This is a genomic window from Nitrospirillum karajorum, assembly GCF_036348415.1.
Classification (GTDB): domain Bacteria; phylum Pseudomonadota; class Alphaproteobacteria; order Azospirillales; family Azospirillaceae; genus Nitrospirillum; species Nitrospirillum amazonense_B.
The window spans coordinates 790,749-805,000 of sequence record NZ_JAZBQB010000003.1 but is presented as its reverse complement, the minus strand read 5'-3'; the positions used below and the strand labels follow the sequence as shown (position 1 = coordinate 805,000).

Annotated in this window: 11 protein-coding genes (1 of these 11 only partly in view); 1 reads left to right on the top strand and 10 read right to left on the bottom strand. The window is 67.6% G+C overall.

The features are described 5' to 3' along the window. A protein-coding gene (locus tag UCD39_RS17355) for a glycosyltransferase family 9 protein (protein ID WP_330497146.1) crosses the window boundary here: on the top strand, window positions 1-462 show its 3' portion. Its footprint begins 90 nt before the window's first position; 462 of the gene's 552 nt are visible here — the last part of the coding sequence; its start codon lies beyond the left edge, outside the window; the stop codon is at window positions 460-462. Window positions 463-520: 58 nt separating this feature from the next. On the opposite strand, the gene UCD39_RS17350 is transcribed toward UCD39_RS17355, so the two are convergent. The 10 genes from UCD39_RS17350 to smc all read right to left on the bottom strand — a co-directional run bounded on the left by UCD39_RS17350 (window position 521) and on the right by smc (window position 14,251). Further along, window positions 521-715: a hypothetical protein gene (locus UCD39_RS17350; RefSeq protein WP_145736833.1), complete on the bottom strand. Its 195-nt coding sequence runs from the start codon at window positions 713-715 to the stop codon at window positions 521-523. A 224-nt stretch (window positions 716-939) separates the two neighbouring features. Continuing rightward, complete coding sequence (locus UCD39_RS17345; RefSeq protein WP_330498477.1) at window positions 940-2,457, bottom strand: SpoVR family protein; 1,518 nt, start codon at window positions 2,455-2,457, stop codon at window positions 940-942. 80 nt (window positions 2,458-2,537) lie between these two features. Beyond that, complete coding sequence (locus UCD39_RS17340) at window positions 2,538-3,863, bottom strand: YeaH/YhbH family protein (protein ID WP_330498476.1); 1,326 nt, start codon at window positions 3,861-3,863, stop codon at window positions 2,538-2,540. A 202-nt stretch (window positions 3,864-4,065) separates the two neighbouring features. Continuing rightward, window positions 4,066-6,012: a PrkA family serine protein kinase gene (locus UCD39_RS17335; protein ID WP_145736827.1), complete on the bottom strand. Its 1,947-nt coding sequence runs from the start codon at window positions 6,010-6,012 to the stop codon at window positions 4,066-4,068. A 737-nt stretch (window positions 6,013-6,749) separates the two neighbouring features. Further along, window positions 6,750-7,271 (bottom strand): group I truncated hemoglobin, encoded by a 522-nt coding sequence (locus UCD39_RS17330; RefSeq protein WP_330497145.1) that lies wholly within the window; start codon window positions 7,269-7,271, stop codon window positions 6,750-6,752. A gap of 3 nt (window positions 7,272-7,274) precedes the next feature. Then, on the bottom strand, window positions 7,275-8,186 hold the full coding sequence (locus tag UCD39_RS17325) for a DUF3034 family protein (RefSeq protein ID WP_330497144.1): 912 nt from the start codon (window positions 8,184-8,186) through the stop codon (window positions 7,275-7,277). Between the two features lie 154 nt (window positions 8,187-8,340). Further along, window positions 8,341-9,078: a glutathione S-transferase N-terminal domain-containing protein gene (locus tag UCD39_RS17320; RefSeq protein WP_442943659.1), complete on the bottom strand. Its 738-nt coding sequence runs from the start codon at window positions 9,076-9,078 to the stop codon at window positions 8,341-8,343. 169 nt (window positions 9,079-9,247) lie between these two features. Beyond that, window positions 9,248-9,685 (bottom strand): CBS domain-containing protein, encoded by a 438-nt coding sequence (locus tag UCD39_RS17315; RefSeq protein WP_145736818.1) that lies wholly within the window; start codon window positions 9,683-9,685, stop codon window positions 9,248-9,250. 360 nt (window positions 9,686-10,045) lie between these two features. Next, entirely contained in the window at window positions 10,046-10,534 is a 489-nt protein-coding gene (locus UCD39_RS17310) for a hypothetical protein (protein WP_330497143.1), read from the bottom strand. 177 nt (window positions 10,535-10,711) lie between these two features. Next, entirely contained in the window at window positions 10,712-14,251 is a 3,540-nt protein-coding gene (gene smc, locus UCD39_RS17305) for a chromosome segregation protein SMC (protein ID WP_330497142.1), read from the bottom strand. Window position 14,252 lies beyond the last annotated feature (1 nt).

Sequence of the window (14,252 nt, the reverse complement as noted above, 5' to 3'; positions counted from 1 at the left end):
CCGGGTCGTTTCCGCGTCGGCCTGGTTTGGGCCGGCAATCCCACCTACAAGGTCGACCGTCGCCGATCCCTGACCCGGGCGCAGGTCGAGTCGCTGGTGGCCGCCTGCCCGGAGGTCGAGTTCCACAGCCTGCAGAAAGATCCGGACGCCAACGGTGGTCTGCCCGAGGGCGTGATCGATCGTATGGGCGAGGTCAAGGATTTCGCCGATACCGCCGCGCTGATCCAGGCCATGGATCTGGTGATCAGCGTCGACACTTCCGTCGTCCATCTCGCCGGCGCCCTGGGCCGGCCGGTGTGGCTGTTGAACCGCTTCGATACCGACTGGCGTTGGCTGTACGGCCGTGATGACAGCCCGTGGTATCCCACCTTGCGCCAATTCCGGCAGGAAACCCCTGGGGATTGGTACGGCGTCCTGGCCCGGGTGGCCGCCGCGCTGGATGACGCGATGCCGCGCCCATGAAAAAAGCCGCCTGGGCCTTTCGCCCCGGCGGCTTCCTCCAACAAGATCGAGACGTGGATCAGGCGGCGCGGTTCAGCTTGCGCACCTTGGCCCACAGTTCGGACGGCTGGCGGTCGAGCTCGAACATGGAGACCTTGGACGGCTCGCGACCCTGAACGGCGCATTCCAGCAGGAACATGTTGGTCTTCTGCGGGTCCAGCCCATGCGCTTCGCAGGCGGCGACGAAGGCGGGATCCAGTTCCAGGGTGGACATCGGACTTGCTCTCTCACGAGGTTGGCGGTGCGGTTCCCCATCGGGGTTGCCTGGATAATATCGCGATGCAGCATGGCGGAACTAGGGCGATTTCGCATCTGCGGCATGACAAATCGGTGGCCGGCGTGGCGGAACACCAAAAGGACCGGCGGGCGTGTGCCCACCGGTCCTGGCTTGCTGCCGATGACTGGTTTAGGGATCGACGTGACCTGAAGGTGGGGTCTTCATTCCGCCAACAGGATGGTGCGTGCGGGCACCGTCAGCTTGCGCAGGGTGTTGCCGGCGTCGTCGTTCTCGAACAGCAGGACGTCATAGCCCCAGAGGTTGGCGACATGCTGCAGCACGGACTTGGCATCCTCCTCCGCCAACAGCACGCCCTTCTGCACCTTGTGTTCCAGGATCAGGCGGCGGTCGCCAGCCAGGTCCACGTCGGTGATCTGGATGTCGGGGTCGAGGGAGGAGAAGTCGTACTGCGCCGCCAACTGCTGCCGCACCCGGCGATAGCCGCGTTCGTCATGGATGGCGCTGACGCGATAAACCGACTCGTCGCTGTTGTCGTGCAGGTGGAACAGCCGCATCTTGCGCATCAGATGCGGGCTCAGATACTGCAGGATGAAACTCTCGTCGCGGTAATTGGCCCAGGCGTCGCGAAGGGCCGCCATGGCGTCGCCGCTGCCGGCATAGCCCGGGAACCAGGCGCGATCCTCCTCCGTCGGGTTGGTGGCGATGCGCTCGATGTCCTGCATCATGGCGAACCCCAGGGCATAGGGGTTGATGCCGGAATAGCGCGGATCGTCGAATGACGGCTGGAATACCACGCTGGTATGGGAGTGCAGGAACTCCATATAGGCGCCGTCGCTGATGCGCCCTAGCTCATGCAGCCGGGTCATGATGCGGTAGTGCACATAGGTGGCACACCCCTCGTTCATCACCTTGGTCTGCCGCTGGGGGGAAAAGTATTGCGCCACATGGCGGACGATGCGCAGCACCTCCCGCTGCCAGGGGGCCAAGCGTGGCGCCTTCTTCTCCAGGAAATACAGCAGGTTCTCTTCCGGCAGGTCCAGCAGGGCCCGCCGCCGCTCCTCATCCGACGGCGCCTTCAGGCCCTTCTTGGTGGGCACCGTGCGCCATAGGTCGTTGTACAGCTGGCGCTGCACCTCCTGCCGCTCCTGCTCCCGCCGGGCTTCGGATTGCAGGTCCAGGCGGCGGCGGGGATAGCGGTGGATGCCCTGGTTCATCAGGGCGTGGGCGGCGTCCAGGGTGCGTTCCACCAGCTGCTGGCCATAGCGTTCCTCACACCGGGCGATATAGGCCTTGGCGAAATCCAGATAGCCCAGGATGCCCTCGGCATCCGTCCACTGCTGGAACAAGTAGTTGTTTTTGAAGAAGTGGTTGTGGCCGAACGCCGCGTGGGCGATGACCAGCGCCTGCATGGTGATGGAGTTCTCCTCCATGATGTAGCTGATGCAGGGACTGGAATTGATGACGATTTCATAGGCCAGGCCGCGCATGCCGCGGCGGTACATGGCCTCGTCCCGGGCGAAATGCTTGCCGAAGGACCAGTGCCGGTACAGCAGGGGCATGCCGATGGAGGCGTAGGCGTCCAGCATCTGCTCGGACGTGATCACCTCGATCTGGTTGGGATAGACGTCTAGGCCCAGCTCCCCCAGCGCGATCTCCTGGATGGCGTCGTGGCAGCGCTTGACGGTGTCGTAGTCCCAGTCGGCCCCGGTATAGAGCAGGCGGGCGTCATCGGGCGGCGGCGCTTTCTCTCCTGGTTTCGATCTCTCAGGCTGCTTCAGGCGTTCTACGGGGGCTAAGGTCAAGGTGTCGCCTCCTCCGACTGTTTCGCGCCGTCGCGGGCGAACAGCTCACGGAATACCGGGTAGATTTCCCGCCGATGGCGGACCTTCTTCATCACGAACGGCGTCTCGGTGCCCGTGATCTGCTTGTAGGTCCGCCACAGGTCGGTCTCGCGGGCATGGGTGGCGAAGCCCGCCGGCATGGAGTCGGGGTCAGACCCGACCTCGACATAGGCGTAATACTGGCAGGCCGGCAGCAGGTCTTGCTCCAGCAAGGCCGCCGTCCGCCCGCCGTCGCTGGTGGTGTTGTCACCGTCGGAGGCCTGGGCGCCGTAGATGTTCCAGTCGGCGACGGGATAGCGCTCCTTGATGATGCGCTTCATCTCCTCCAGGGCGGTGGACACCATGGTGCCGCCGGTCTCGGTGGAGTGGAAGAAAGTGTCCTCGTCCACCTCCTCCGCCTCATGGGTGTGGCGGATGAAGACCACCTCCACCTGCTTGTAGCGGCGGGTGAGGAACAGATAGAGCAGCATGAAGAAGCGCTTGGCCAGGTCCTTCATATGCTCGGTCATCGAGCCCGAGACGTCCATCAGGCAGAACATCACCGCCTGGGCCGCCGGCTTGGGAATGGGGGTGAAGCGGTTGTAGCGGACGTCGATGGGGTCGATGTAGGGAATGCGCTTGGACCGCAGGACCTGCCGCTCCAGCAGGCCGCGCAGCTCCATCAGCCGGTCCGGGTCCTTGCCCGGCTGGGCCTCCAGTTCCGCGATCTCCGCCTCCAGCGCCAGCATCTCCTCCGTCTTGGGGCGCTTCAGGGCGATGCGGCGCGACAGGCTGTTGCGCATGGTGCGCACCAGGTTGAGGTTGGTGGGCGAGCCGGAGGATGAATAACCCGCGCGCTGCCACAGCACGGCGTCGGCCGCCTTCAGCTTGCGCTTGGCGAGATCGGGCAGTTCCAGGTCCTCCATGAAGAGGTCCATGAACTCCTCCCGCGTCAGGACGAAGCGGAACTCGTCCTCGCCGCCGCCGTCGGGGCTGCCTTCATTGCCGCGGCCCGCCCCGCCGCCGCCCGGTGGCTTCGCGATGGTGTCGCCCTCCATGAACTCCTTGTTGCCGGGCACTACGTGGTCGCGGATGCCGCCCTGGCCGGAGCGGTGGAAGGTGGGTTCGGAAATGCCGCCGGTGGGGATGGAGATGTCGGCGCCGCTCTCCACGTCCTTGATGCGGCGGTTGCTGGACGCGCCGTTCACGGCGCGGAGGATCTGCTCCTTGGCGCGGCGGATGAAGCGCTGGCGGTTGGCCAGGCTCTTGCCCTTGGGATTGCTGCGGCGATCGACAATGATCATCGACGACAAGGCATTACTCCCCGTATCCCTGTCCGGGATGGCCGGCGGCGCCGACGGGCCCGGGGCCGTCGCAGGCACCGGGCGGGGGGAGCGCCACCGGCATCAGCCGGGTGGGGTGGTGTCCGTAAGGCGGGCGACCGCCAGGGGGACCGGTGGGATCAAGGGGGCCGGCCGGAAAGGCCGACCCCGCCTGGGTCCCGCCTCAGCCCGCCTGCTTCACCCGCATGTACCACTCGACCAACCGCCGCACTTGGCGCTCGGTATAGCCGCGATCCACCATGCGCTCGACGAACTCGTGGTGCTTCTTCTCCGTTTCGCCATCCTTCTTGCTGCCGAAGCTGATGACCGGCAGCAGTTCCTCCACTTGGCTGAACATACGCCGTTCGATGACCAGACGCAGCTTCTCATAAGAGGTCCAGCTGGGGTTGCGGCCGGCATTGGCCGCCCGCGTCCGCAGCACGAACTTCACCACCTCGTTGCGGAAGTCCTTCGGGTTGGCGATGCCCGCCGGCTTCTCGATCTTGGTCAGCTCCTGGTTCAGCAGGTCCCGGTTCATCAACTGGCCGGTGTCGGGATCCTTGAAGTCCTGATCCTCGATCCAGGCGTCGGCGTAGTCGACGTAGCGGTCGAACAGGTTCTGGCCGTAATCGTGGTACGACTCCAGGTAGGCCTTCTGGATTTCATAGCCGATGAACTCCGCATAGCGCGGCGCCAGCTCGGCCTTGATGAATTCCAGGTAGCGCTTCTCCGTCTCATCCGGGAACTGCTCCCGGCGGATGGCCTGTTCCAGCACGTACATCAGGTGGACCGGGTCGGCCGCCACCTCCACCGTGTCGTAGTTGAAGGTGCTGGCCAGCACCTTGAAGGCGAAACGGGTGGAGATGCCGTTCATGCCCTCATCCATGCCGGCGGCGTCCTTGTATTCCTGCAGGGTGCGGGCCTTGGGGTCCGTCTCCTTCAGGCTTTCGCCGTCATAGACGCGCATCTTGGAGAAGAGGTTGGAGTTCTCATGATCCCGCAGGCGGGACAGCACGGTGAAGCGGGCCAGCATCTCCATGGTGCCGGGGGCGCAGGGGGACTTGGCCAGTTCCGATCCGCCGATCAGCTTCTCATAGATGCGCTGTTCCTCGGTGACGCGCAGGCTGTACGGGACCTTGACCACGCAGATGCGGTCGATGAAGGCCTCGTTGTTCTTGTTGTTCTTGAAGCTCTGCCACTCCGCCTCGTTGGAGTGCGCCATGATGACGCCGGTGAAGGGCAGGGCGCCGATGTTCTCGGTGCCGATGTAGTTGCCCTCCTGCGTGGCCGTCAGCAGGGGGTGCAGCATCTTGATGGGCGCCTTGAACATCTCGACGAATTCCAGCAGGCCCTGGTTCGCCCGGTTCAGGCCGCCAGAGTAGCTGTAGGCATCGGGGTCGTTCTGCTGGAACATCTCCAGCTTGCGGATGTCGACCTTGCCCACCAGGGAGGAGATGTCCTGGTTGTTCTCATCGCCCGGTTCGGTCTTCGACACCGCGATCTGGCGCAGGCGGGAGGGGCGTAGCTTCACCACGCGGAACCGGGTGATGTCGCCGCCGAACTCATCCAGGCGCTTGATGGCCCAAGGGCTGACCAGGCCGGTCAGGCGGCGGCGGGGAATGCCATAGCGTTCCTCCAGCGCCTCGCCCATGGTGCCGGGATCGAACAGGCCCAGGGGGCTTTCGAACACCGGGCTCAGCTGGTCGCCGGCCTTCAGCACGTAGATGGGCTGTTCCTCCATCAGGGCCTTCAGGCGTTCGGCCAGCGAGGACTTGCCGCCACCCACGGGGCCCAGCAGGTAGAGGATCTGCTTGCGCTCCTCCAGGCCCTGGGCCGCGTGGCGGAAGAAGCCCACGATGCGCTCGATCGTCTCCTCCATGCCGTAGAACTCGGCGAAGGCGGGATAGATCTTGATGGTTCGGTTCATGAAGACGCGGGACAGGCGACTGTCCTTCGCGGTGTCCACCACCTCCGGCTCGCCGATGGCGGCCAGCAGGCGCTCCGGCGCGCTGGCGTACATCATCGGGTCGTCGCGGCACCCTTCCAGGTACTCCTGCAACGACATCGCCACCTCGCGGCGCGCCTCATAGCTCTGGGCGAAGGTTGTGAACAAATCGGTCGACTTCGGCATGGGCTCACCCTTTCAGAAGGATCACGCCTATCAGGCAACTCGACGGGCGGTCCTGTAACGCCGGACCGCGACGGCTCCTAACCCCGTGCCAACGGGGTACCAAGCTCGCAACGACAGTCAGGGCAGGCAAGTTCCGTACCAACCGGTGCGGTTGTCCTGTGGTGCCCTTGTCGTCCGCCCGCGTCTCCCTGCTACCGTGGTCCTTGATTTAGATATTGGTGGCCAATTGCGACGGAGTAGAGGCGAAGCGGGACTTTTCGGAAGAATAACATTTAAAGATAACGATACGTTGACTGCTCACTGTCGCTGCCGGCCCGTGGCCCCGGCACGCTTGTCCGCTCATCAACCGGGCCCATCCCGCGGCGCCCGTTCCCATGCTCGCTGCCCGCACGAACCGGCCCAAGACACCCCGCGACCGGTCCGTCGGCGCTATTTCCACGCGCATTCCCTGACATCAGGGTGAGGCCAAGGCGTCACTAAAGCCTTAACGCTGGGCAGGGAAAGCATGGTTTTTGGCCGCATCGGCTCTCTCGCGGAGCCGACAGGCAAGTTCTTGCCGATCCTGAATGGCCCCGTTTTCTTCAGGATTAAGCGGGGTGACCGGCTATAGATAGATGCTAAACCAGCCTTCGGGTCTAGCGCTAGTCCCTCTATCCTTAAGGCAAACTATTTCGCGCCGGGGGCCGCCCGCCGGCAGCTGCCCGCCGGCTGGGCAATTGCCTGCAAAGGCGGCGGGGTCATGGTTTTCCAGGCACCGTCTCCGGCACCGCCACGGCATCGGGGCTGAGGGTCAGCGGTGGCCGGGCCCGGGGCGGCGGCGCCGGGTGCACCATGTCGTCGCGGAAGGAGGCCATCATGGCCAGGAAACGGTTCTGCGCCGCATAGGGGATGTGCCGCCCGTCCATCGCCCGCTGCAATTCCTCCACCAGGGCGTTGAACTCGCGATCGCCGATGCCATAGCGGGCGTGGGCCATCTTCATGTCCATGCCCTTATACGCGCAGGGGCCGCCCAGGGCGGCGCAGAACTGGCTGACCAGCTCCTTCTTGATGTGGGCGCGGTTGGCGTTGACGAAATAGGGGCGCAGGTCGGGATTGCGCATCATCCCGTCCATGAAGTCATCCACCAGGGCCGTCAGACCCGGCTGTCCGCCGAACGTCTGGTACAGCTCGGGCGAGGGGCCGGTGGCGCAGCCGGTCAGGACGGTGCCGGCGAGCGCTGTGGCCAGCAGCAGGGCGGCCAGGGAACGACGGGGGGGCATGGTTCAGAACCCCGCTTGCAGCGACAGATAGATGGCGTTCTGCCGGGTGGGCGTGACCACGCGGCCCAAATTCACGTACGCCAGGGTGAAGGCCAGGTTCTTGCTCGGCAGCCAGGCGACGAAGGCGTCGTACCAGTCGTCCTCCGGCGCCAGGCCGGGGTTGGCGCGGGCCAGGGTGTTGGGCTTCATGCGATACTCGATGCCTGCCACCAGGGTGCGGTCCAGCAGCAGGGCGGCGCTGCCCTCCAACTCGGCGTGATAGTCATCGTCGGCCCCGCCGAAGCCCAAGATGCCGGTCTGGTTGGCCTTGGTCAGGCGCAGCGTGCCGCTGAGCAGCAGGCTTTGCGCCAGCAGGATCTTGGTGACGCTGGCATAGACATCGACGCCGTCGTCGCTGCGCGCGCCCAGCGCCTTCACCAGGCTGGCGCGGTTGTTGGCCTTGTACTGGGTGCCCACCGCCACCTGCGGCATCCAGCTATCCTGGTCATAGACGGCGTCGCCTGCCACCCGAACCTTGAGGCCGGCGATGGTGTCGGTGAGGGCGTAGCCGTCGCCCAGACCCAGGGCGCCGCCGATGGCCTGGGTGTCGAAGCGGTTCCGGGCCACCGACACCTCCACCCGGTCCCACAGGCCGAGCAGGGCGCCATAGGCGTTCATGCCGTAATCATGGGTGCGGATGGCGGTGAAAAAGGCGGTGGCGCCCACCTCCTCCCGCGTGCCGCCGCCGCCGATGACGGCCCAGGGGGTCAGGCCGCCGCCCGCCGCCCCTTCAACCTGGCTGACACCGCCGGTGGCGAGAAGTTTGCCGCTGAAGGTGGGGTCTTCCGGCCGGCTGACGGTGGCCGCCGCCGCAGGCGCGCCGATAGTGCCCAGGACGACACCCAGGCACACGACGACTCGGGCGCCGCGGCCCATGCCAGGCACCCACCCCCAAAGCGAAGCCACGATACCGCCCCTGTCCTGCCAAACCGTCCCGCCCGCTCGGCACGGGCGCGACGGTAAATGGCGGCCCCAGACCCGTCGTCAAGGCGACGCTATCCGGAAGGTCAGGGTGGTGCGGACGGTCCGCTCAGCGCTGCTTGGCGCCGAACAGGTTCTCGCGCGCCTTGTCGTCCATGGCCTGGCCGGCGGGCCGCGCCCTGTCCTTCAGCAACTCCAGGCCGCGCTGCACGGCAGGGCGCGCCGCGATGGTGTCGATCCAGCGCTTCACATGGGGGAAGTCCGCCAGATCGATCTCATAACGCTCATGCAGGCGCAGCCAAGGGAAGGTCGCCATGTCGGCGATGCCGTAGTCCCCCGCCAGGAACTCCGTCTTGCCCAGCTGGGTGTTGGCCACGCGGATCAGGCGGCGCGCCTCATTGGTGTAGCGGTCGATGCCGTATTGAATGCGCTCGGGCGCGTAGTGGCGGAAATGTCCGGCCTGGCCGAACATGGGGCCCACGCCGCCCATCTGCCACATCAGCCATTGGACATGGCCATACCACACGGCTGCATCGGCGGGACGGAACCGCCCCGTCTTCTCCGCCAGGTAGATCAGGATGGCGCCCGATTCGAACAGCGACAGCGGCGCGCCGTTGGGGCCGTGGGGATCGACGATGGCCGGCATGCGGTTGTTGGGCGAAATGGCCAGGAAGTCCGGCTTGAACTGGTCGCCCGCGCCGATATCCACCGGATGAACGACATAGGGCAGGCCCATCTCTTCCAAGGCGATGGAGATCTTGTGTCCGTTGGGGGTGGGCCAGGCATACAGGGCGATGGCCCCGGCGTTGGTGGACTGGGGGTCGGCGGTGTCGGTCATGTCGGTCATGGCACGGCTCTCGCTCGGGCAGGGGAAGGGACGCTGAGGGTCCCCGAAAAGGTTAACGGGCCGCTGCGACGGTGATCACAGCGGCCCGGTCCCTCGGCATGACCCTCGGGCGCACCCGCACAGCCCTCACGCGCCCCGTCCGGGCGGAGGGGGGGCCGCCCGACCTGCGTCAGAATCCGCCGGCCACGTAGACCCGCAGGCTTTCGACCTCGCTGGTGGCCTCCGCCAGGCGGTGCTTCACCACGTCGCCGATGCTGATGAATCCCACCAGCCGGCCATGCTCCATGACCGGCATGTGGCGGAAGCGGCCTTCTGTCATGCGGGTCATGATGGTGGACACGGTGTCGTAAGGTGAACACGCCACCACACGGCGGGTCATCAGTTCGGAAACGCTTTGGTTCAGCACGGCGGGGCCATGGGTCGCCAGCCCGCGCACGATGTCGCGTTCTGAGATGATGCCGGCCACGCCGCCGCCCGCGTCCAGCACCAGGACGGCGCCAATGCGGTGGGCCGCCAGCAGGGCGGCGACCACCTCTATGGTGTCGGTGGGCTTGGCGCTGATGATGGCGCTGCTGTCTTTGTGCTTCAGAATCCCGGAAACATGCATAGGCGCTTCTCCCGTTCCTCACGGGGGACGCGGGTGGGGTGATTGAACCCCGACGATACGGCCTTCCCAAGGGCCGGTCTTCCGCGTGCCCAGTGGATTCATGCCAAGGAAACCAGCGCCGGCTTCTATTGACCGGTAACGGCCCCCTCCGGAAGCGGGCCGCGGCAGGCGGCCCCTCCTTCCAGAGGTTTATGAAACGTCATGTTGCGCCGCACCCGCAATGGGGCAAACGGGGACCCGCCCGGCCAAGGGCCAAGCCTTACGCATAGGTCAGTAAGGGAGGAATAGGGACGGACGCCGGCGATGACCTTGGACCCCCGGTCACCCGGGGGTCATTCCGGTTCCGCAACGTCCGGTCGCTTATCGGGCGCGGCTGCCCACGCCGCCGGCTGCGGAGCTCTGCTGCGGCACCAGCGGCAGGCAGTTCTGCACGATGGCGTAGCACTGGGAGAGGCGGCCAGCAGGGCTGTCGGTGGAGCTGCCGTAGACCAGCTGCTGCACGACGCCGTTCTTCAGGGTGAAGGTGGCGTTGCAGTTGCGGGCGGACACTTCCGTCGAGCCCCAATCGGCGCCACCCCAATAGCCGCGATGCCACGGGCCGCCACCCCAGCCGCCCCAATAGGACGGGCCCATGCGGGTCTGCAGGCTGTCGCTGGAGTAGGTGTAGTATTCCACGTTGTCGACCGAGGTCTGGCGGGTGGGCACGCCGGCGCAGGACAGCAGGGTCTGCTTAGGCATGCCGACCAGCACACGCTGGGCCAGCGCCGCCTGGTCGGCTTCGGGGCTGGTGGCGCAACCGGCTATGGCCAACAAGCCCACCGCCGCAAGTGCCAAGGAACGGTACCGCATTTCAGTCTCCCTCACGCTTCCGGTTCGGCCATCGCCGCCGGATTGACAAGCCCCAACCGCCAGGCCCCGCCCCAGGGCCCTTCTTCTTAAGATAGTGCAGCCGGGTTCTTCCTACCAGGGCCGGCCGACGGGCGCATGGCGCCAGTTGTCGCGGGACGGGAAAGTTTCCTCGCCCGCCTATTCGGCGGCTTGCAATTCCTCGGCAGTCGCCAGGTCCACGGACACCAGTTGTGACACGCCCCGCTCCGCCATGGTGACGCCGAACAGCCGGTCCATGCGCGACATGGTCAGGCGATGGTGGCTGATGATCAGGAAACGGGTGTGGCCCGCCCGCGCCATCTCTTCCACCAGGTCGCAGAAGCGGCCCACATTGGCCTCGTCCAGGGGTGCGTCCACCTCGTCCAGCACGCAGATGGGCGCCGGGTTGCACAGGAAGACGGCGAACAGCAGGGCGATGGCGGTCAAGGCCTGCTCGCCACCCGACAGCAGTGACAGGATCTGAAGCTTCTTGCCCGGCGGGCTGGCATAGATCTCCAGGCCGGCGTCCAGCGGGTCCTCGGTGTCGGTCAGCTTCAGCTGGGCACGGCCGCCACCGAACAGCTGGGTGAACATCTCCTGGAAATGGGCATCCACCTTGTGGAAGGCCGCCAGCAGACGCTCCCGCGCCTCCTTGTTCAGGCCGGAGATGCCCTGGCGCAGGCGGGCGATGGCGGACACCAGGTCCTCCCGCTCCGTCTTCATGACGCCGATCTGCTCGTCCAACTCCTGCACCTCCTGCTCGGCGCGCAGGTTGACGGGGCCCATGTTGTCGCGCTCGGCTTCCAGCCGGCCCAGGCGCTGCTCCACGGCATGGGCCTCGGGCAGGGGCTCGCCCTCCTCCAGGCCGGCCAGGGCCAGCACCTGTTCCGGCGGGCAATCCAGCCGTTCGGCGATACGCTCCTTCACCGTGTCCAGGTGCTGATGGGCGGAGCCCACGGCGGCCTCGGCATGGGCGCGGGCCTCGCGGGCGTCGGCCAGGCCGTTCTCCGCTTCCTTCAGGGTGCGTTCAGCGGCGGTCAGCGCGCCCTCGGCCTCCGCCAGATCGTCGCCGGCGCGGCTGCGCACCCGTTCCGCCTCATGGATCAGGTCGGCCAGGGTCAGGCGTTCTTCCTCGATTTCCGCCGGACGCTCGGCCAGGCGTTCCTGTTCCTCGCGGGCTTCTTGGGCGCGCTCGGTCAGTTCCGCCAGGCGGCCGCCGGTGCCGTCCCGGCGTTGGCGCCATGAGGACTCCTCGGTGGCGATGGCCTCCAGCCGGCGGCGGCGGTCCTCCGCCTCGCGCAGCAGGCGGTCCAGGGCGTTCTGCGCCTCCGCCTGGGTGCCGCGCGCCTCCATCAGCCGCAGGCGGGCCTCGGCGATCTGCTCACGGCCCTCGCCCGGCGGCGGCAATTCCTCCAGCGTGGCGCGGGCCTCGGCCCAGCGTTCCCGCAGGTCCTCCTCATCCGCTGCCATCTGGTCCAGGGTCTCGGACAGGGCGGCCAGGCGGCTGGCCAAGGCGGCGGCGGCCTGGGCAACCCGGGCATGGGTGGCGCGGGCGTCGGCCACGGCGCGGAAGGCGGCGCTGACGGCGTCGCGGGCGGCGCGGTCCTTGGCCGAGGCCTGGTCCACGGCGCGCAGCGCCTGGGCCACGCGCTCCTCCGCCGCGTCCTTCACCGCCTCATAGGCGGCGCGGGCCTCGGCCACCAGGGCGTCGGCCTCCGCGATCTCCTGCGTCAGCTCGGTCAGGCGGTTGCGCTGACGCAGGCGCTCGGCGGCGGCGGTGGGGGCGCCGGCGGCGATGCAGTGCCCGTCCCAGCGCCAGGCGGCGCCATCGCGGGTCACCAGGATCTGGCCGGGCGCCAAACCGGCCGCCAGGCGGGTGCCGGTGGCGGTGTCGGCGACGATGCCGATGTGGGCCAGGCAGCGGTCCAGCGCGCCCGGCGCCTTCACCTTGGCGGCCAGGGGTTCCGCACCCTCCGGCAGGGCGGCCACCTGGGCCAGGGCGGGGAGGGCGCGCCAATGGACGGGTGCCGCCTCATCCAGCGGCGCGGTCAGGGCGTCGCCCAGGGCGGCGGCCAGGGCTTGCTCATATCCCTTGGCCACGGTCAGCGCGTCCACCAGGGGCGGGAACAGGTCGCCGGCGCCGGCCTTCAGCAGGCGGGTGATGGCGTCGGCCTCGGCCGTCCGGCGGGAGCGGTCACCCTCGGCGCGTTGCAGGGCGTCGCGGGCGGCCGCCTGCTCCTGCGTGCCCAGGGCGCGGGCGGTGTTGGCGGCCTGCTCGGCCGTTGCCTTGGCTCCTTCGGCATCCTCCGCGGCCGCCTTGGCCAGGTCCAGCCGCTCCTCGGCCAGGTGGATGGCCTCTTCGGCTTGGGCCACGTCGTCGCGGGCGGCCTGCTGGCGCTCCAGCTCCGCCTTCTGGGCCTGATGTTCTTCGATGCGGCGGCGCAGGGTGGCGACGCGCTGGTCCAGGTCCTGCGCCTGGCGCTGGATCTGGGCGCGCTTGGCCTCATCCGCGGCCAGCCGCTCCGTGGCGGCGGCCAGTTCGGCATCCAGGCTGGCGACGGTGTCGCGGATTTCCTCCAGGCGGGCCTTGGCCAGTTCCTGGCTTTCAGCCTCGTCCCCTTGAGCGTCGGCGATGGCCTGGCGTTCCTCCGCCAGGCGGGACAGGGCGCGGTCGGCGTCCGCCGCCAGGTCCTTTTCGCGCGCCAGGTCGCCCTCGATCTGGGCCAGGCGGCGCTGCAGGGTGGCCAGGGCCTCGGTCGCGCGCCGCTCCTCCGCGTCCAGCTGCTCCCGCGCCACCAACAGGCGCTGCAGGGCGGCGGCGGCCTCGGCCTCGGCCTGACGCTTGGGCGGCAAGCTGGCGGCCAGATCCGTGCGCTTGGTGGTGGCCTGCGTGACGGCCAGCATCAGGCCGCGCACCGCGTCCTCCGCCTTGTCGAAGCCGGCGCGGGCCTGCATGACCTGGGCGGTGGCGGTGGTCCAGCGCAGGTGCAGCAGTAGCGCCTCCGCCCGGCGGATGTGGTCGGAGATGTTGCGGTAGCGGGCGGCCTGGCGGGCCTGCTTGCGCAGGTTCTGCAACTGCGCGTCCATGGTGACGACCACGTCGTCCAGGCGCGTCAGGTTGGTTTCCGCCGCCTTCAGCTTCAGTTCCGCCTCATGGCGGCGGGAATGCAGGCCGGTGATGCCGGCGGCCTCCTCCAGCAACTGGCGGCGGTCGCCCGGCTTGGCGTTGATCAGGGCGCCCACCCGCCCCTGGCTGACCAGGGCGGGGGAATGGGCGCCCGAGGCGTTGTCGGCCAGCAGCAATTGCACGTCGCGGGCGCGGGCGGGCCGGCCATTGATGCGGTAGTCGGACCCCGCGCCGCGTTCCAGCTTGCGGCTGATCTCCATCTCCGTCTGGACCGCGTCCGCTTTGACGCCCGGCGTGCCGGCCGTCAGGTTGGGGCTGTCCAGGTGCAGCACGACTTCGCACAAATTGCGTGCCGGGCGCGTGGCCGTGCCGCCAAAGATGACGTCGTCCATGTCCTCGCCGCGCATCTTCTTGGCCGAGGTCTCACCCATGGCCCAGCGCAACGCCTCCACCAGGTTGGACTTGCCGCAACCATTGGGGCCGACGATGCCGGTCATCCCGGGCTCGATCAAAAGCTCGGTGTGGTCCACGAAGGACTTGAAGCCGGAGATGCGAAGCTTGGTGAATTGCACG